The organism is Paenibacillus aceris (assembly GCF_017874035.1).
Lineage (GTDB): Bacteria > Bacillota > Bacilli > Paenibacillales > NBRC-103111 > Paenibacillus_E > Paenibacillus_E aceris.
In genome coordinates this window covers 1-18,505 of record NZ_JAGGKV010000030.1, presented here as the reverse complement: position 1 = coordinate 18,505, position 18,505 = coordinate 1, and the positions used below count along the sequence as shown (strand labels likewise).

Genomic DNA, 18,505 nt, shown 5'->3' with positions numbered 1-18,505 from the left:
TTGTTAATTATAACCCATCCTGACAAGCATGTCAAACAGGGTCAAATATTATATCAGCACCACAAACCAGTTGTCAACGGCATTTTCACCTAATTTCCGAATTCCCCATTGTACAGGTTGTCTCCAAAGTTCGCAATTTATTCACACTTTTCCAATAAAAAAAGAACACTCCCCCGATGCCCTCCTCTCAAAGAGGAAAGCAGCAGGCAAGTGTTCTTTAAATCGCCTATGAGCACTGAATTACACATGCTCCTCCGTATGTTGTTGAATACCCGGAACGCCCATGCGATAGCTTCCACGCGTCTCCACCCCGCCTAGCCCGTCAAGCCCCGTTACGGTCAAGTCCATGATATCGAGCATGGAGATCGTCTCCTTCACGGAAGTGTACGATAACTTTGCCGCGATGCAAAGCGGGTCTAAGGCATGGATAAGGATACGCGCAGGCGAGCTCGCGAAATTGGCGCCCGCCCGAAGCAGGGCCTCAAAATGAGACTGGCAAGCGCCAGCCACAATAATCATCGCGTCGCGGTTGCGTTCATACTGCCGGGCGATCTGTACGGCGTTCACGAAGTTCTGTGAATTCTTATAGCTGGCCAAACCGCTAGGTCCTGTGGCTTTACGATGCTTAAGTATTCCGTCATGCCCTGTGATAACGACAATATCCGGCTTAATTTGCGGAAGCAGCCGGTGAAGCGCATCGGCCATCTGGGATTCTGGAATGTAAAAGCCCTCTGCCGGCACGCGAAGCTCACCATAGAGCTGCATGCTTTTACGCAGATAGGTCGGATCACCATCCAAATGCAGCACTTTACCAGGAACTTCAAAATACCCCGGATTCACCTTTTGATTATGGGTGACGGATAATTGGTTCTTCTCCTGCAGCTGCACTTGGGATACCGCCAGCCTTCGCAATGACTCACGAAATTCAGGCGAGCTCGACCTAGGATGGTCTATCGCCTCTGCCGGGTTGGTCAGTGTTAAGTCTACTAAAGGTGCATCTGCAAGCAGTCTATAATCGACACCTCGCAGGATGGCCTTCAGCTGATCAATGCGTTCAATCTTAAACATGACGTCGCCGCCATAGGATTTACGGGTTACAAAGTCTCCTTGCCTCATCGCACAAATCCCCTCCTAGGGTCATCCTATGGCGGGACTGGGCATTTGGTGCGGGTTATTTGCAGCCGTGCGCGCGCAGCGCTGTCGATAAGCGCGCGAACTCTTCCATGCTGAGCGTTTCGCCGCGGCGCGAAGGCTCAATGTCGCAGCCGTGGAGCAGCGCTTCCAGCTCAGCTTTGTTTTCTTTGGTGAAGAACCGCGCCGCCAGGTTATTGTACAAGGTTTTGCGCCGCTGGACGAAGGACGCTTGGACGACGGCAAAGAAGAAGTCCACGTCCGCCACCTCGACCGGCGGAGTTTTGCGCACACGCAGCCGGATCACGGCGGAATCGACGTTCGGCTGCGGCACAAAGACGGTGCGCGGCACGATCGTGACGAGCTCCGGCTCGCAGTGGAACTGCACGGCAATGCTGAGGCTGCCGTAATCTTTGGTGCCCGGACGAGCCGCCATGCGGTCGGCCACCTCTTTTTGAATCATCACGACGATATTCTCCAAAGGAAGCTTCTCTTCCAGAAGCTTCATTATGATCGGCGTCGTGATGTAGTACGGCAGGTTGGCGACGACGCTAACGCCCTCCAAGCCCGCAAAATGCTGCCGGAACAACTCAGGCAGGTCCGTCTTCAAAATATCCCCGTGGACGACACTCGCATGGGGATACGGCTCCAGCGTCTCGCCTAGAATAGGCAGCAGACGCTGATCGATCTCCACGGCCAGAACGCGCCCTGCGAGCTTGGCCAACTGCTGCGTGAGCGCCCCAATGCCAGGGCCGACCTCGAGCGCCCCCTTGTTCGGTCCCAACTCAGCAGCGGAGACGATCTTGCTCAGGATGTTCTGGTCAATCAAGAAGTTCTGACCCAGACTCTTTTTAAGCACGAGATTATGCTTCTTAATGATTTGCTTTGTCTTACTTGGTGTTGCTACGTCTTCCGCTGTTACAATCACTTCATTGCCGGGTATATTCATCTTGTAGCCCTCATTTATCTATAGGTTCTGAGTTTACTATATATTCCCTTCCAAATGCTCCAACGCTGCTTCAAACTCTTCACGTGAGATCTGGAACATCGCACACCGCTTATAAAACTGCTTGCCATTGCAATAGCCAATGCCAAGCGCATTGCCCACAACAAGCCGGCGGGATGCCGCCTCGGGGTGAACAATCAAACCTGCGGCCATGAGATCGTTCATGGCGAGCTGTGAAACCACCCCTTCGTACTCTGTCCGAAGGTTTTGGAGCGCCTGCCGGATCGTCTCCGGCATCGCATTCTCCACGCCAATGTCGCCTTTATACTCGGCCTGCTCCTGCGTGATAAAGGCATGCTTGCAGCCCGGCACCTTGGCGGCTACAATCTTTCGAATCCGCTCGCCTGCATGATCCGGATCGGTAAAAATAATGACGCCTCTGCGCTGCTGCGCGAGGGCTATTCGTTTCAATACGGCTTGCCCGATGGCAGAGCCGCCTGTCTCTATCGTATCCGCCTCGACTGCTCGGCGAATGGCAGCCGTATCGTCCTTGCCCTCGACGACGATGACTTCTTTAATCATAATGAGTTCCCTTCCCAGTACGCAGAAAAAGAAGAGGGAACCCCTCTTCTTTCGCCCAGGCAGCTTGCCTGGCAACGTATAATGACATTGTTCCCGCTGAAACAGACGTTTACACGTTAATTTTCAGACGGTTTTTTCGGTCCTACGACATAGACCGTGTACCCTTGCTTCGTTCCGAATTTGTTGGCATAGCCATGATCTTCAAAGTATACGTCAATCATTTGGCCTTTCACACCACTGCCAATGTCTTCAGCACGGCGGAAACCAACGCCCTCAATGTAAACCCACCAACCCAGTGGGATAACCTTCGGATCAACCGCAATCGTCCTGCCCTCAGTCACCGTTGTCCCCGTATACGTCTTACCGTATCCAGGCGATCCTTCGGATTTTCCTGTCGAATCAACGCCCGCTGAATAGGCGGTCAACTTCACATTCTTCAAGATTTGTTTATACCCAAATGTCACACCATTCTTAGAGACCTCATCCACGCTAGGAGATGATGCCGATAGAACAACAACGGGATTCTTCGTGCCTACGGACACGACTTTATTAATACTTTCTTGCTGTACTTCTTGACCCACAACAGCTTCTGCGACTAACACGCCATCTTCGTAAGTCTTCTCTTTCTTTTTCAGAAGTACGCCCTCTTTACCCTCTTGAACGATTTGCTCTTTACCTTTAAGCAGCGATGCATCATTCTTCTTTTCCGTATCGAACGCAATCGGCTCTGTTACTTCTTCCGTCTCTTTTTTCACACGAACGATTTTGATTTCATCGCCTGTGCTAAGAGGGGCAGTCGGTTCGGGAGTCAGCTTATCCTGCTCCCCAAGTGCAATATGTAAACGTTGCAATGCACTTTCAACCGTTCTTGCAGTTGTGTAAACAGTGGTGGTCTTTCCATCAGCAGTCAATTGAATTGGAGAAGCTTGCTCGATGACGAATTTGTCCCCGCCCTTGATTGTAGCTGTAGGCTCTGCAGAAATTTCATCGTGTTCACCAATCTTTATGGCTTGTTCATCCAGTAGGCGTTGCAGGACCCATTGCTTCGTGTGCACAACGGTTTCTTGTCCATTCACAACCACGGATACGCTCTTGGTAGCCGTACCGTACAACAACACCAAAAACATGAAAGTCATTGCGATTGAGATTATAGACAGGCTTAAAATCAAACGCAAGTTTTCATGCTTCCATCGCAATGCGAAGGACATGCTGGATGATCGTTTTACATGGGTCTCGCTAAAAGAGATACTGCCCACTTCTTCGGTCCTCCTTCAAAGCCTCGCCGCCAGGTTACAGCATGATTAAATTTGACGCGACTAAGGTTTTTAATTTAACTTAACGTGTTCTCCCTCGGCAGCTGCGCTCAAGCCCGCTGCGTTCCGGTCGTCCCACCCCGCTTTGCCTATTCAACATCCTATGAATTCCGGGCTATGATTAGTTGTCCGAAACAGTTTAAAGGTCCTTATGGAGATAAAAAGCCAGCAAGAAGAGGACTCTTCTCGCTGGCTTAGTTTGCATAGTAAAATACACAAATAGCACGCACGACAATCGTTACCTCTCTTACGCTTACGAGGTTAGCTGACGGATTCGGACGTGAGAGTCGCCCTACTCAGACGCAACTTCCGTTAACGTCCAAGATTCACCCCTGTTACACACTCTGTTCACTCCATCAGCGATACCGCTTCGTAAGCTTACAGTGGTTCCCCCGTTCCCATAATTGGAACTCAGCGAATGGAAAAATGGCAAATTGGTTATTAAGTTATTATGAAAAGTATATTACGCTGTTAATCTCTACCTGTAAAGGGATTAACACCTACTAAAAAGGGCTAAATCAACTAAAAATCGTTTATTTTTAAAATAAAACCACCTTTTATCTACATTTATCTCACTATAACGTACGAATACTAATTTTCTTCTTGTTTTCACTCCTAAACTAGGCTTCGAAACCAAATTTGTTTATACTTATCGTGAATGAAACCTATGTTTAAATACCAATAATTAGATATTTAGGGAGGCAATGAGATGGGGTCCATTTTACAAGTTGACTCTTTATTCGGAGGATATTTACCCAATAAACCAGTTCTCCATGACCTCACGTTTTCGATTCGCCAGGGTGAGATGATGGGGCTAATCGGATTGAACGGCGCAGGCAAAAGTACGACAATCAAAAACATCCTCGGTCTGCTTCAACCGCAAAAAGGTTCGATTAAAATCAACGGCTTAACATTAGCAGAGGACCCATTGCCTTATCGGGCAACTTACGCCTATGTACCTGAAAGTCCGGAGCTATATGAAGAGCTTACGATTCGCGAGCACCTAGAGCTAACGGCCATGGCTTACGGCTTGTCGAGAGAAGACTATCTCTCCCGGTCACAAGTGCTGCTCGCCCAGTTTGACATGCAGGACAAGCTGAACTCCTTCGCCAGCCATTTATCAAAAGGAATGAAGCAAAAGGTTATGATTATGAATGCCTTTCTGATCGAACCCTCTCTGTACATCATTGATGAACCTTTCCTCGGACTCGATCCGTTAGCGATTCGCTCATTGCTGGAGTTAATGGTCAAAATGAAGCGTCAAGGCGCATCTTTTCTCATATCCTCGCATATTTTGTCTACAATTGAAAAATATTGCGATAACTACGTCGTCCTGCACAAGGGACATATGGTTGCTCAGGGCGATTTAGTCGAATTGCGTCAGCAAACCGGACTCCAACAAGCGTCACTGGACGACATCTTTTATAAGCTGGTAAAAGGGGATCAGGTATGAAAGCAATGGTCATGAATACCCGCACCTTGTGGCAGCAAAGGTTTGAACATTATATGAAGGAATCCATGGGCTATCTGCAGTATGCGGCGCGCAGCAACTTTTTCGGCTTCCTGTTGTTTCTTGTCATCCTTTCTTCCTATTATTATGCAAAAATACTACAGCGCCTTCCGACAGATTATCCTTATCTGTGGATCGTTCTGCTGCTTCTCGTTCCTTTGATATCCTCAAGTCCGATCCGCACCTTAGCCAGAAGCGCAGACCGCATGTTTTTACTGCGTATCGAACATCAAATGGGCCCTTACTTCCGCGGCGGAATGATGTACAGCTTAACGCTGCAAGCATTTTGGACTTTTCTGGCGTGGGTCGTGTTATGGCCTTTATACCATCACTGTCTCGGCCATGCTGAACAGCATTTCTTATGGATGCTCGCCTTTCTTCTATTAATGAAGGTAGCCAATTTGTTGGCTAGCTGGCAGGAAAGCCGATTCACGAATGAACGCGCGAGAATGGCATCCGTTAGCTTTCGCTGGATCGCAACGACCGCTCTGGTTTCTCTGCAATTCCTGACTAGTGTGCTTTGGGCAAGCAGTGCGGCTCTCATTCTCACTTTGGCTTGGCTAACGGCTACTCACTACGTATCCAAATACCTCATCGGCTGGGACTATCTCATCGCCAAGGAAAAGCAGCAACAGGCGCGGCTTTATGCCTTCTTCAACTGGTTTGTTGATGTTCCGCAGCTGGGAACGCGAATAACCCGCCGAAGCTGGATCAGCGGGGTTACCAAATTTATTCCTTTTAAACAAGATGCAGCTTATTTGTACATATATATGAAGACATTATTGCGTACTGAGCTATTCACAATTGTGCTTCGTATCTCCTTGCTGGGAGCGTTAGCCATAGCCGTTTCAAGCAGTGGAACAGCTCGCCTACTCATCTTCTTTATTGCTTTGATCATCTCAATGGTTCAACTCGTACCGCTTGAGCGCGCACACCGCTATACATTTTGGGTGGAAATGTACCCGCTTGACCGTCAGTTGAAAGCCGGCTCTCTGGCCTTCATCATCTGGTCCGTCTTACTTTTGGAGTTGTGCATTCTATCGATCCCGTTGTTGATACGTTCTTCACCCATCTATTTCACGGTGCCGCTTATCGGTCTAGCGTTCATCTCGTTAAGCTGCGGAATTATGCTTCGACGCAAATTCGCAAAGAACGCTTTACTTGAGACCTAACAAGGCAATGGCGTTCTTTGTCGTTATTTCTGCAAGCTCCTCCAGACTCAAGCCCTTAATTTCCGCGGCTGTTTCGGCAACCAATCGAACATAAGCCGATTCATTGCGCTTGCCGCGGAAAGGGTGCGGGGTCAAGTAAGGAGCATCCGTCTCAATTAATAAGCGGTCTAACGGAACCTGCGCCAGCACTTCCTTCGGCTGTTTTGCGTTTTTGAAGGTTACTGGTCCTCCGAAGGAGATATGGAAATTCATATCCAGGCATTGCTTTGCTGTCTCCCAACTTCCTGAAAAACAGTGCATAATTCCTCCGACTTCCGCGGCTTTCTCTTCTTTTAAAATGGTCAAAATATCGTGATGAGCATCCCGGTTATGAATCACGATAGGCATTTGAAGCTTTCGCGCCAGCCTGATTTGCTCCCGAAAAACCCGCTGCTGTACGTCTTTAGGCGACTTGTCCCAATAGTAATCCAGTCCGATTTCTCCGATGGCCACCACTTTCTCATGTTTACACAACGTTTCGATCCATTCCAAATCCCCCGGCATCATATCAATGGCGTCGACAGGATGCCAACCTACCGTTGAATAGATAAAATCGTATTTCTCGGCAAGGGCAATCGAACTGGGAATGGTCTCCCGGTTAAATCCTACATTCACCATTCTAGTAACGCCAGCATCACGTGCTCGCTGTATGACCTCGTCCTGATCTTCTTGAAATTGTTCCGCATTTAAATGTGTGTGTGAATCTGTCAGCATGTTCTTCTCCTTACTATCTCTTATGTATGATGGATTAATCTTGTTCGCCAAGCAGCTCCCATAATTCCGGATATTGGGCTGCATTCAGTCGCTCCAGCAATTCCTCAGGGTAATAAACATGATGCTTCCCCATTTGGAAGCCGCTAATAGATTGAACGATCTCCGACCTATGGGTGATTTCAGTTAACGCTTCCTTATGATCCAAAAGAAGTATCGGCAAATTATCTTCCGTTTCCCCTGGTCTGTACACATCATAGGATTGATTCGATGGGAAATCAATTTCCATGTAATAGATCGGGTCAAAGCCGACCTCCGCCATTACGTTCTCCATAAGCTGAATCAACCGCTGATTCGACCCATCAAAGGTACTGTATTTGTATAGTTTACGGTCCAAAAACCGCTTGCACATATCGCTCAAAATCATGTCCTTCTCGTTCATCCAAAACGTTAACATCGCCTGCATCACAGACTCATCCAGCAACAAATAATCTTCGAGTGAAATTTTATTCTGAATGAGATGAAGAATGGGATCCGTCATAAAACCAAATGTATAGTTGTCTTCGTATAAATGTTTGGCTCGTGCAAAGATTTTATGCAGCAAAATTTCCGCACTCCGTGTCACCGGATGGAAATAGACCTGCCAATACATTTGATAACGAGACATTAAATAGTCTTCAACCGCATGCATGCCGCTCTCTTTAACCACAATATGCCCACGGTAGGGCCGAATGACGCGCAGTATCCGCTCCAGATCGAACGTACCGTAATTAACACCTGTGAAATAGGCATCTCTCAGTAGGTAGTCCATACGATCAGCGTCCAATTGTGACGATACTAGGCTGACAACAATTTCTTCATTGTAGGATTTGCAAATGACACCTGCCACTTGTTTCGGAAAATCAGGAGAAACCCGGCGGAGTACTTTATTGACTTCCGTGTCTCCAAGCACAATTTTACAAGACCAATCCTCATGCCGCGTTCCGAAAGCCTTCTCAATGGAATGGGAAAAAGGTCCATGCCCCAGATCGTGCAGCAGCGCCGCACAAAGACATAGCAGCCGCTCTTCCTTCGGCCAGTCTTCATATTGATTGCGTTCGAATTGAGAAATGATTTTGCGCGTGATCTCGTAAACGCCAAGCGAGTGAGAGAACCGGCTATGCTCAGCGCCATGAAAAGTTAGATAGGAGGTGCCTAATTGCCGAATCCGGCGCAGCCTCTGGAATTCTCGCGTATTGATCAAATCCCATATCGTGGCATCCTGCACGTAAATATATTTATGAACCGGATCTTTGAAAACTTTTTCTTCCTTCATCTGTTCACAACCTTTCTTTGTTTAATTCTACATCCTTTCGACATTCAGCTCCATCACTTCGACACTTAATGTCGTATTTTGTCGAATTCAATCTCCCAGTTTTCTCATCATTTAGCCCTTGGATTTCCATTGGTATCTTTATCCTTTTTTAAGAAACCAAAAGTAATATATTGTTTACAACTCCCTATTCTAAAGGGGTTTCCGCTTCTTTCCCTCCGTAATTAGAATAAAAAAAATAATGACTTTCATGCATAAAATCGCGAAAATATGGTTGACTATTTTGGGAATGGTTGGTATCATTAGTCAAGAAGATATGTCGAAACATGACGATATTGATAAAATTTTTATAAAATCGAAAGGGGTTTATATATATGATGAAATCTACGGGCATTGTTAGAAAAGTTGACGAATTGGGGCGTGTAGTTATTCCAATTGAACTTCGCCGCACACTTGGTATTGGCGAGAAGGACGCTCTGGAAATTTATGTAGATGGCGAGCGCATCATGCTTAAGAAATATGAGCCTGCTTGTATCTTCTGTGGCAACGCTGAAGGCGTTTCTTACTTTAAGGGAAAAATTGTTTGTCATATTTGTTTAGCAGAAATGCCAACACCTGTGACAAAATAAGAAAAATAGTATATAATAGAAGTAGCACTTATCCTATTGGTAATTCTAACCTTTTTCATATCTCCTCTAATCTCTAATTTGTTGGCTTCGGCCACGGATTAGAGATCTTTTTTTGTCTGGACCTTTCTGGCACGTGAGCCCCGCTGCCATTTCAAACTTACTTCGAGCCTGTTAGAGGAACTACAGGGCGCTATTTCCCCCAGAAACACCCTTATTCGCCAGGGAAGGGGAACGAGGATCCTCTATTCCGTGGTTTCGGGCTGATCTCCGGTTCACTCCGAAAGAATATGGCCCTGCAGTTCCCCGCCAGCAGCCAAATCCCCGCCCTTTGCCACAATAGCGACTTGTAGTTCCTTTAATGAGGCAATGGTATTGTCAGCATTCAGCAAAAAGCCAGATGCCCAGCGGCAGCCTAACTAAGACATGCTCGCGCGCGTTAGCGCTCGAGCAATGCGTTATATACATCGCGCTTGGAAAGCCCGCGATCACTCGCTGCCTGCTTCATCGCTTCCTTCCGATCGCTGCCCAGCCCCTCGTAGTGCTCGACATGCTCGCCCAGCGTCATCGCCTCCCACCATCCGTCAGCGGCTTGCTTCGCGCTTTCTGCCGACGCGCCTTCGGCGATCACGCAGTACTCGCCCTGTGGTGGGTGCTGCGCGAGATGTTCGAGGCACTCTGCGATCGTACCCCGCAGAAACTCCTCGTACCGCTTCGTCAGCTCGCGGGCGAGACAGACCCGGCGCTCCGGCCCCCACACTTCCGCCATGCGGGTAAGTGTTTTGTCGACGCGGTGCGGCGACTCATAGAACAGCAGCGTGTCCTGCACGTGCTGCAGCCCTTCCAGCACCTTCGTCTGATCCTTTTTCTCCCGGGGGAGAAATCCAACGAAGGTGAATCTTTCTGTCGGCAGGCCTGATGCAATCAGCGCCGACAGGGCCGCATTCGCACCGGGGATCGGCACCACCGGCACGCCCTGCTCCACGGCCATCCTCACCAGGTCATAACCTGGATCGGAGATGGCCGGCAGTCCCGCATCGCTGACCAGCGCGATGCTCTGCCCTTCAAGCAGCAAGCGGACGAGCTCGGGGCCGCTTGCTTGCTTGTTGTGTTCGTGATAGCTGACGAGTCGCGTAGCGACCTCGAAGTGCGTCAGCAGCTTGCGCGTTTGCCGCGTATCTTCCGCGGCAATCAGACTTACTTCCTTCAGGATGCGGATCGCCCGGAAGGTCATGTCTTCAAGGTTGCCGATTGGTGTGGCCACCAAATAGAGCGTGCCAGCAGCATTTCCATCCTCGCGATAACTTTTTTGCACATTTAAGCCCACTGTTTGTCCCTCTTCACTTTAGTCATATGCTTCCATACATACTAATATTATTCTTACGAAAACTCTAAGGAAGCCCTGCCCCCATAGTAAATTTCCTTCAGTTCTTTACAGTATTCCTGATTCTCATCGTAAACGATAAGCGGAGGCAGCGTACGAATTTCAGGTTTGCCATCCTTCATCCCTTCAATCAGCACCATCATTGCCTCTTCCCCTGCCCGTGCATGCACATAGCGAATCCGTTTCGGCTCCAGCCGGTACTTCCTCATTAAGCAGATAATATCCACCAGACGCGTTGCCCGGTGCACCATCGCCACTTTGCCGCCTGCTTTGACCAACTTCGCACATGCTGAAATCACATCTTCCAGGTTGCAGTAAATTTCATGACGCGCTGCCGCAAAATGTTCATTCACATTCTGCTCGCCGTTAGGGACGGGCAAATATGGCGGATTCACCGTTACCGCATCGAATTTGCCGTGCCCCAGCGTCTCATGAATCGTCTTCAGGTCGCCTTGTATCATATGCAGCCTGTCTCCCAAATCATTGAGCAGCGCATTGCGAACCGCCATATCCGCAAGCCGTTCCTGAATTTCGACCCCCCAGATATCAGCGCGGGTTCGGGTGGATAAGAGCAGCGGAACGACGCCGTTGCCGGTACACAAGTCGATCACTCGCCCCTTCGGCGGCAAGCTGCAAAAACGCCCCAGCAGGACGGCATCCAGCGAAAAGCTGAATACTTCCTCGCTTTGGATTATTTTTAAGTCATAAGTTAATAAATCATCAATTCTTTCGGTCTGTCGCAAAGGCACCATACGCAATTCTTCATTCCCTTTCTAGATCTTGCTCATCTATGGAAAAAAACCGTAAGGCATACACCCCTACGGTCAAACACATTTATTTATTTAAAAAGGATAAGCAAAACAAACAATCTCCCTCGGTCCGAAGGTGCCCGTAATACACATTGCAAATATGAAACCCTTCATTGTACAAGCGGGTCAAATTATCATATCCGGCTCCCGGTAACGAAACCGTTTCCTCTGCCGCCCCGACAGGCTGTTCGACCGTCGTTTCCTCTTGTCGAATCAGTTTGCGCAGCTGCTGATTTTCTATGCTTAGTCTCTTGTTTTCTTCGATGAGTATAATGATTTGTTTCTTTAAGACACCCAACTCGGCATAAGTGGCACCCATTCGTTCCTCGATCCCATCTATTTGTCCAAAAATATCTTGTTTATCCACGCTTTCACCTCTAGTGCCATGCATGCTTACTGGCCAGCGCCTCCTTGGATCCTTTGCCGCTACTCTTGTTCAACTACATCATCGAAAGGTAAATCAAGTGCTTTACCAAGGTCGAATAATTGAACCTTCGCGGTACGCTCACTGATATTTAACCCTAGAACCTTACCATTACCAAAAGAAGTGATCACATGCCTACCAACGGTTGGCAACGAGTCCTTCGCACTTTCATAATTATCGTGTTCGTACTTCAAGCAGCACATTAATCGGCCGCATAAACCTGAAATTTTCGTCGGATTCAGTGATAAGTTCTGATCTTTGGCCATTTTAATTGAAACAGGCTCAAAGTCACCTAAAAACGACGAACAGCATAAAATCCGCCCACACGGACCAATACCGCCTAACATCTTTGCTTCATCCCGCACGCCAATTTGACGCAGTTCGATTCTTGTCCGGAAAATACTCGCCAAATCTTTCACGAGTTCACGGAAATCAACGCGCCCCTCAGCGGTAAAATAAAAAATAATTTTATTGCGGTCAAAGGTATACTCTACGTCGACAAGCTTCATCTTAAGACTATGATCTCTTATCTTGTCGTGGCACGTTTGGAAGGCATCCTTGGCTGCTTTTTTATTCTCTTCAACCAAATCCGCATCCGAATCATCCGCTATGCGTATGACCTTTTTAAGTGGAAGAACGACATCATTCTCTTTGACGTTCTTTTTGCCTACAACCACTTTGCCGTATTCCACACCGCGAGCGGTTTCAACAATAACGGCACTTTCTTTCTCGATCGGCAAATCGATCGGATCGAAATAATATATTTTACCCGCTTTTTTGAAGCGGACGCCTACAACCGAATACATCTTACACCCCCTGCATCTCCACGAGCATTTTCTCTATAACCAGCTGAGAGTTGGCGTTGAAGCGCAGTCGCTTTTGTAATTCTACGGCTTGCTCCATCATACGCACCCAGACTGAGACATCCCGACTGAACGCGAGGGAGCTCATCCAGTCCAGCTGGTCATTATATACAAGCCTGTCCCTGCGCTCAAGGCGCAGCTGCACCATATCTTTAAACCAGAGAATCAACAAGTCGAAAAGACTCGACATGTGTTCAGCAAGTTCTGTTTTCACAATTCGTTGTTGAACCGTAATCATAGAAGTAGGAAAACGTGTGAGCGTCTCCTTCGCTAATTGTAACATTACGGTTCTCATTTCTGCAAACCAATTCGCACCGATTAGCTCCCTAGCTGCCTGTAATCCTGCCGTTAATTGCGCTGCAGGCTGCACAAGCGCAGCCGGAAAACCCTCTTCCAGGAGCGTTAATACCATTTGCTCCCGCGGCATCGGCGTAAATTGAATCCACTGAGCCCGCGATTGAATCGTCGGCAGCAGGGCATTCCCATTCTCCGTGATTAGAATAGCAACTACTCGGGACGTCGGCTCTTCCAGGAATTTCAGAAGACTGTTAGCCGCCTGTACCGTCATTTTTTCTGCATGGTGCAGAATATATATTTTCGTGCCGGAAGCTGTCGCGCGATAAGCGAACTCTTTCTGAAGCTCACGAATTTGCTCAATCTTAATCGAAGCTCCTTCAGGTGCAACGATGTGCAGATCCGGATGATTGCTATGCTCCACCTTACGGCACTCCAAACACTCTCCGCAAGCGTCATCCGTTCCGTGCTGACAATAAATCGCTTTCGCCAAGGCTATCGCCATTTGTGAACGCCCTGTCCCAACAGGTCCGCTGAATATATAGGCGTGAGACAGCTTGTCTTGTCGCAATCCGTTCTGCAGAAGTTGCTTCGCCGCTGCTTGCCCCGGTATGGTTTGGAAGGACATTCGTTATGGCACCATCCTAAAATAACAAATTAATCAGCATACCTCGGATTTCTCCGATTTTTTGCAAAATCTCAATACGACCCTGCTCACTCTCCAGCAATTCATCCGCAAAAGAGAGCAGTTCCTGGTCGATTTCTTCCAAAAGCTTATATCGTTTCGAACGGCCCCGACGATCCCAGCCCTTCGTATCTCGTAAATTTACACCCCGGCGAGCCGTTTCCTCCAAAAATTGCTTAATGAGCAATTTATACTGAAGAAGCTCTCTCACCGTCATCGCCCGCGATAGACGGTCGCCTTGCAGCGTAATCTGCTGCACCATTTTGGATAATTGCTCCTGCGTAAACTTCTCATCCTGCTGCTGCATAATGTCAGAGAAACTCCGGGGGGCCATCTGTGGCGGCGGGACGTTCTCATTCACCTTGACGTTTTTACCAATGGGCTGCCACCCCGGATTAATTTTCAAGACGCATCCATCCTTGTATAGGTCTAGTGTAGATTAGTAATGCTCGAAACGTTCAACCGGCAATACGAAAACCGCGGCTCCACCCACTTGCACTTCCACTGGGAAAGGAATGTAAGAATCTGTCGTTCCTCCCATCGGAGAAACCGGCGTAACAAGTTGTTCCCGAATTTTGCAATTGGCGCGAATCACCTGCATAACCTCTTGCACTCTCTCATCTTCCGTACCAATCATAAAAGTGGTATTTCCTGCGCGTAAAAACCCGCCTGTACTTGCCAGCTTCGTCGCGCGAAACCCTTCCTTGATTAAAGCATTGGAGAGACGGTTACTGTCCTTATCTTGTACAACGGCTACGACTAGTTTCATAGGGGTTGCCTCCTCTTATTATAAACTAAGAATGGATTTTCTGCTTTACAGGGAAAAATGTTCCTTAAGCAAAATGCTCCTCGAGCAAACGGTTACACTGACTCCAAATATCGTCTGCAATCTCCTCTACACTACGGTTAGCGTTTATTACTCTTACACGGTCAGGATGGTCGGACGCAATCTGGTGGAACCCTTCTCTCACCCGGCTGTGATAGTCCACATGCTTCTGTTCAATGCGATCCAACTGCTCCGCAGCCGTACTTGCCCCCGATGCTCTCTGATGTAATCGAGCCATGCTGACTTCTACGGGTACATCCAGAATGAACGTTCGTGTTGCTTCTAACCCTGAGCTAGCATAGCGTGAAATGGCTTTGACCTGCTCAACCTCTACGCCAAGACCGTAACCCTGATAAGCGACACTTGCATCGATGAATCGATCACACAGGACAATGCGGCCAGCCTCTAGCGCCGGTAAAATCAACTGATGCACATGCTGCGCTCGGGATGCCGCATACAGGAGAACTTCCGCTTGATCCACCATTTCTTTGTTCACAGGATCAAGAATAATACTGCGAATCTTATCGCTGATCGCCGTTCCGCCCGGTTCTCTCGTCACGAGAACATCATGTCCTAATTTCTTAAGTTCCTCACCTAATTTCTTAAGCTGTGTCGTTTTGCCGGATCCGTCCGGCCCTTCAAAAGTAATGAATATTCCGTTCACTCTTCCTCCTGCGTGCTGCTTTACCAGTCCATATAATAGTTTATGTGTATACCTTTAACTTGTGTGTCTGACCAAATTCTGTACCTTGAAACTTGATTCCGTTTGACGCTAATTGTAGTAATGCTTCAGCCACCGTAGCGGAAATAACTTCACCCGGGTATAGATAAGGAATTCCTGGTGGATACGGGATCACCATATCCGCAGATTTCTGTCCAATAGCATCCTGAACGCTTATCTTACGAAAATCCTCCTCCGTCCGCTCCCCTCTAGAGATTTCTCTCATATCAAAAGCAATCGGTGAAGAAATTTGTGTGTAGTAGGGTAATTTAAGTATATTCGAGATGGGCTCCTGAAGTTCCTTCTTTTGCGCCGGAACGTCTAAACAAATGTTGGCTAACGCGCCTGCCACCCTTAACACGTCGGCTCGGCTTGATGCCGGTGTGAAAACAAACAGCACGTGGCGGCCATCCGTCATTTCTGCATAAATGTCCTGAGCCTCTAATCGCTCTTTGAGCTCAGTCGCGGTTAAAGCATCCGTATCATCAACAATGGACACTTTGAATGGATCCGCGGTTTCATACCCTTGGCTCGAATGCAACGGAAACTCCCTTGGGAAATAATGAAACCTGTTCATTTCGTCCAGCAGAGATCTGAATTCTTTTACAAGGGCAATCCCTTCTGTTAGCCAGCGACCCCCTTCTGTATGCATTCTTTTACGCGCCAGATCAAGGGAAGCCATAATGGGGTACGAGGGGCTTGAACTCTGAAGCATTCCAAGCACCCTGCGGACTGCGCTGCGGTTAATACGCGGTCCTTGCAGATGCAGCATCGCTCCCATCGTCATCGCGGTCAGCATTTTATGCGTGGATTGCACAACAGCATCAGCCCCTTGAGATAAAGCCGAAGCCGGCAGCTCCGGATGAAAACCATAGTGAGCGCCATGCGCCTCATCAACCAAAAGCATTTTCCCCTGAGCATGCATCAGTTCTGCAAAAGGGGCTAAAGTGACGCCCATTCCATAATAATTGGGGTTGGTCAAGAACAGGGCTCTCGCCTCTGGATACTGTTTTAATGCCTGTTTTACTGCTTCGATAGAGACGCTTGTCGCAATACCCGACACGGGATCAATAGACGGGGCAATAAACACAGCTCTTGCTCCAGCTAAACTTAACCCGTGAATGACTGATTTATGTACATTTCTTTGGACAAGAATGACATTATCCTTTTCGCAAACTGCCAAAATCATGGCAAGGTTACCAACCGTGCTGCCGCCTATGAGAAAGTGTGTTTCCTCTGCCCCAAAGCAGGCCGCCGCTAACCTCTCTGCCTCCATAATTACGCCTTCCGCGTGATGTAAATCATCGAGCCCTGTAATTTCCGTATAATCGATCGACATTACATTTCCCAAAAAAGATGCCCCTTCATCCAGTAAACCTTGTCCGGATTTATGACCTGGCACGTGCAGGCTTACCGGATTCTTAGCTTGATGAGCCACCATCGCCTCATAGAGCGGCGCTTTAAACTGATTTCCAGAACATTTACTGCTGCTCATTCGTATTGGACTCCTTGAACTTTCTACTTAATACCCTTATAGTAGTGGATTGACACAAAAAAAACAAAAAAGCTTCCGGACAGAAGCTTCTCCCATTTAGTTCATATACTGTTTTGAGTTTCCTGTGTAAAAAGCTTTTCTCATCTGTTTCACAAAGAATGGATATTTCTGATCATTCACATTCGTTTTGACAATCTCACCGCTGCATTCATCACAAATGAAAGCTGTTATAATATGAATGCCGCCAATACGCTGCTGCTCACAGATCATACATATCCCAAATCGGTTCTCCTCCATATGATCACCCCATGTGCTTTTACTACTAGTATATCCGAATCTCGTTTCTCCTAAACTAGCTAAACGCTCATATTTTGGAAGGAAAGTGCCGATATTACCTCTATATCAGGTTAACCGGCTTACGGAGGTCATCAGCATGTCAACGAAACAAGAAGCAAATCTCTCCAAACAATCTACTATTTATAGCTATACATTAGTGAAGCGCATTTATCATTCTTTGTATAAAAAAATCCTTTACTTTCTACTCCTGCTCTTAGCTTTGGCCGTACTTTTGAAGTTTGACCCCACCAATTGGCTCCCAATTTTAGTTAGCTATCCGCTCGTGCTCGTCTTTCAAACGCTTCTCGTTCGGACTTACTTCCAATTCACTATTGGCATGGCTATGAGAGGCTGGTCCTATCGTTGGGGAGTTTTCTGGTGCGGCTCACTTCCTGACGGCAATGCATCGGTTCGACTAGTAACCAAAATACAGCTGCACTTATTTTGGATCGGCCTCTCCATAATTTTACTGCTATACCCCTGGATACCGGCCTCATGGTTGATCCATCTTCTGATCTTTCACATTTGGATGCTCATGCCGCGACTATGGTTGCTATTCCGACTTCGTCCTTACCGCAAAGCTGGTTTAATGAAAATTACCGAGAAAGAGACGTCCTGCTACTTGCAATAAATAGCAAACCTTCCCTTTCCCCGTGATGACTGCAAAAAGTGCGGAATTTGAATGCTTAAGAGCTTTTCAGCTGGCTTTAATGCTGATTTTGATGCACTTTCTGCAGCTTACACCGACCACAACTAATAGTGTGCGTGGAACAACTGTGCTCGGATGAGCGCATTGATGCTACGTTCTCAAAGATAAACGACTTCGTCGTCCTTTTAGGACGAGCGCGTTTGTCAAGGTAGATGCGAAGCAAAAGTATAAAACTTATACTTTCTTATCTACAAATAAAGGAACTTCGTTCCCTTATTTATGCGAAAAGCGAGAATCCGAGGATCTAAGGGGAACTACAGGGGCTTATTTCACCCCAATCGTCCAGTTCTCTGTCCATCAGGGCAAAATAGCGGAACCCTAGTAACCCACTCCCTCCGCTCAAAGGACTATATTCGACAAATTAGCCGTACTATAGTTCCCCTACCTCCCCTAGACATTGAACCAACGCTGCCGTATGAACATGGATTAAGCTACGCTACGCTCATCCTGTAGCCAGCAACGTATATATTCCAACATATAAAAAAAGCCTTTCTGAGATTTCTCTCAAAAAGGCTTTTATTCTGTGCTTGGCAACGTTCTACTCTCCCAGAACCCTGCGGTTCAAGTACCATCGACGCTGGAGGGCTTAACGGTCGTGTTCGAGATGGGAACGCGTG

20 protein-coding genes, 1 rRNA gene and 1 riboswitch are annotated in these 18,505 nt (G+C 47.6%); of the genes, 4 read left to right on the top strand and 17 right to left on the bottom strand.

What is annotated here, in order from left to right; translation table 11 throughout:
* Nucleotides 1–240: 240 nt before the first annotated feature.
* The 4 genes from yabG to J2Z65_RS31410 all read right to left on the bottom strand — a co-directional run bounded on the left by yabG (nt 241) and on the right by J2Z65_RS31410 (nt 3,915).
* Complete coding sequence (gene yabG, locus J2Z65_RS31425; protein ID WP_167059109.1) at nt 241–1,116, bottom strand: sporulation peptidase YabG; 876 nt, start codon at nt 1,114–1,116, stop codon at nt 241–243.
* Between the two features lie 55 nt (nt 1,117–1,171).
* Nucleotides 1,172–2,080: a 16S rRNA (adenine(1518)-N(6)/adenine(1519)-N(6))-dimethyltransferase RsmA gene (gene rsmA / locus J2Z65_RS31420; protein WP_167059106.1), complete on the bottom strand. Its 909-nt coding sequence runs from the start codon at nt 2,078–2,080 to the stop codon at nt 1,172–1,174.
* Between the two features lie 36 nt (nt 2,081–2,116).
* Nucleotides 2,117–2,659 (bottom strand): ribonuclease M5, encoded by a 543-nt coding sequence (rnmV, locus tag J2Z65_RS31415; RefSeq protein WP_167059103.1) that lies wholly within the window; start codon nt 2,657–2,659, stop codon nt 2,117–2,119.
* Nucleotides 2,660–2,775: 116 nt separating this feature from the next.
* On the bottom strand, nt 2,776–3,915 hold the full coding sequence (locus J2Z65_RS31410) for a ubiquitin-like domain-containing protein (protein WP_167059099.1): 1,140 nt from the start codon (nt 3,913–3,915) through the stop codon (nt 2,776–2,778).
* Nucleotides 3,916–4,207: 292 nt separating this feature from the next.
* A riboswitch (cyclic di-AMP (ydaO/yuaA leader) is annotated at nt 4,208–4,399 on the bottom strand.
* A 282-nt stretch (nt 4,400–4,681) separates the two neighbouring features.
* On the opposite strand from J2Z65_RS31410, the gene J2Z65_RS31405 reads away from it, so the two are divergent.
* Both J2Z65_RS31405 and J2Z65_RS31400 read left to right on the top strand, forming a co-directional pair.
* Complete coding sequence (locus tag J2Z65_RS31405; RefSeq protein WP_167059097.1) at nt 4,682–5,425, top strand: ABC transporter ATP-binding protein; 744 nt, start codon at nt 4,682–4,684, stop codon at nt 5,423–5,425.
* Nucleotides 5,422–6,654 carry an ABC transporter permease gene (locus tag J2Z65_RS31400; RefSeq protein ID WP_167059094.1) on the top strand — a complete coding sequence of 411 codons (1,233 nt, stop codon included), beginning with the start codon at nt 5,422–5,424 and terminating at the stop codon, nt 6,652–6,654. Before J2Z65_RS31405 ends, J2Z65_RS31400 begins: the two co-directional genes overlap by 4 nt.
* On the opposite strand, the gene J2Z65_RS31395 is transcribed toward J2Z65_RS31400, so the two are convergent.
* Together J2Z65_RS31395 and J2Z65_RS31390 are read right to left on the bottom strand one after the other, a co-directional pair.
* A complete protein-coding gene (locus tag J2Z65_RS31395; protein ID WP_167059091.1) occupies nt 6,640–7,407 on the bottom strand; it encodes a TatD family hydrolase in 768 nt (255 codons plus the stop codon). The two genes, J2Z65_RS31400 and J2Z65_RS31395, sit on opposite strands and share 15 nt — an antisense overlap.
* A gap of 34 nt (nt 7,408–7,441) precedes the next feature.
* Nucleotides 7,442–8,719 carry an HD domain-containing protein gene (locus J2Z65_RS31390; protein WP_167059088.1) on the bottom strand — a complete coding sequence of 426 codons (1,278 nt, stop codon included), beginning with the start codon at nt 8,717–8,719 and terminating at the stop codon, nt 7,442–7,444.
* 371 nt (nt 8,720–9,090) lie between these two features.
* Between J2Z65_RS31390 and J2Z65_RS31385 the strand changes: the two genes are divergently transcribed.
* Nucleotides 9,091–9,345 (top strand): AbrB/MazE/SpoVT family DNA-binding domain-containing protein, encoded by a 255-nt coding sequence (locus J2Z65_RS31385; RefSeq protein WP_127457122.1) that lies wholly within the window; start codon nt 9,091–9,093, stop codon nt 9,343–9,345.
* A gap of 436 nt (nt 9,346–9,781) precedes the next feature.
* Here J2Z65_RS31385 and rsmI read toward each other — a convergent pair whose 3' ends face one another.
* The 10 genes from rsmI to J2Z65_RS31335 all read right to left on the bottom strand — a co-directional run bounded on the left by rsmI (nt 9,782) and on the right by J2Z65_RS31335 (nt 17,140).
* On the bottom strand, nt 9,782–10,669 hold the full coding sequence (gene rsmI / locus J2Z65_RS31380) for a 16S rRNA (cytidine(1402)-2'-O)-methyltransferase (protein WP_167059085.1): 888 nt from the start codon (nt 10,667–10,669) through the stop codon (nt 9,782–9,784).
* Nucleotides 10,670–10,722: 53 nt separating this feature from the next.
* Complete coding sequence (locus J2Z65_RS31375; RefSeq protein WP_167059082.1) at nt 10,723–11,478, bottom strand: tRNA1(Val) (adenine(37)-N6)-methyltransferase; 756 nt, start codon at nt 11,476–11,478, stop codon at nt 10,723–10,725.
* 82 nt (nt 11,479–11,560) lie between these two features.
* A complete protein-coding gene (yabA, locus tag J2Z65_RS31370) occupies nt 11,561–11,902 on the bottom strand; it encodes a DNA replication initiation control protein YabA (protein WP_167059080.1) in 342 nt (113 codons plus the stop codon).
* A 59-nt stretch (nt 11,903–11,961) separates the two neighbouring features.
* Nucleotides 11,962–12,765: a PSP1 domain-containing protein gene (locus J2Z65_RS31365; RefSeq protein ID WP_167059077.1), complete on the bottom strand. Its 804-nt coding sequence runs from the start codon at nt 12,763–12,765 to the stop codon at nt 11,962–11,964.
* 1 nt (nt 12,766) lies between these two features.
* Nucleotides 12,767–13,744: a DNA polymerase III subunit delta' gene (gene holB, locus J2Z65_RS31360; protein WP_167059074.1), complete on the bottom strand. Its 978-nt coding sequence runs from the start codon at nt 13,742–13,744 to the stop codon at nt 12,767–12,769.
* A gap of 16 nt (nt 13,745–13,760) precedes the next feature.
* On the bottom strand, nt 13,761–14,207 hold the full coding sequence (locus J2Z65_RS31355; RefSeq protein WP_167059072.1) for a YaaR family protein: 447 nt from the start codon (nt 14,205–14,207) through the stop codon (nt 13,761–13,763).
* 33 nt (nt 14,208–14,240) lie between these two features.
* Nucleotides 14,241–14,570 (bottom strand): cyclic-di-AMP receptor, encoded by a 330-nt coding sequence (locus J2Z65_RS31350; protein WP_079417169.1) that lies wholly within the window; start codon nt 14,568–14,570, stop codon nt 14,241–14,243.
* A 64-nt stretch (nt 14,571–14,634) separates the two neighbouring features.
* Complete coding sequence (tmk, locus tag J2Z65_RS31345; RefSeq protein ID WP_167059070.1) at nt 14,635–15,291, bottom strand: dTMP kinase; 657 nt, start codon at nt 15,289–15,291, stop codon at nt 14,635–14,637.
* Nucleotides 15,292–15,331: 40 nt separating this feature from the next.
* Complete coding sequence (locus J2Z65_RS31340; protein WP_167059069.1) at nt 15,332–16,843, bottom strand: aminotransferase class I/II-fold pyridoxal phosphate-dependent enzyme; 1,512 nt, start codon at nt 16,841–16,843, stop codon at nt 15,332–15,334.
* A gap of 96 nt (nt 16,844–16,939) precedes the next feature.
* Nucleotides 16,940–17,140, bottom strand: a complete 201-nt coding sequence (locus J2Z65_RS31335) for a sigma factor G inhibitor Gin (RefSeq protein WP_167059067.1) — start codon at nt 17,138–17,140, stop codon at nt 16,940–16,942.
* Between the two features lie 136 nt (nt 17,141–17,276).
* Between J2Z65_RS31335 and J2Z65_RS31330 the strand changes: the two genes are divergently transcribed.
* A complete protein-coding gene (locus J2Z65_RS31330) occupies nt 17,277–17,810 on the top strand; it encodes a hypothetical protein (RefSeq protein ID WP_167059065.1) in 534 nt (177 codons plus the stop codon).
* 603 nt (nt 17,811–18,413) lie between these two features.
* On the opposite strand, the gene rrf is transcribed toward J2Z65_RS31330, so the two are convergent.
* Nucleotides 18,414–18,505, bottom strand: a 5S ribosomal RNA gene (gene rrf / locus J2Z65_RS31325); the annotation flags it as partial.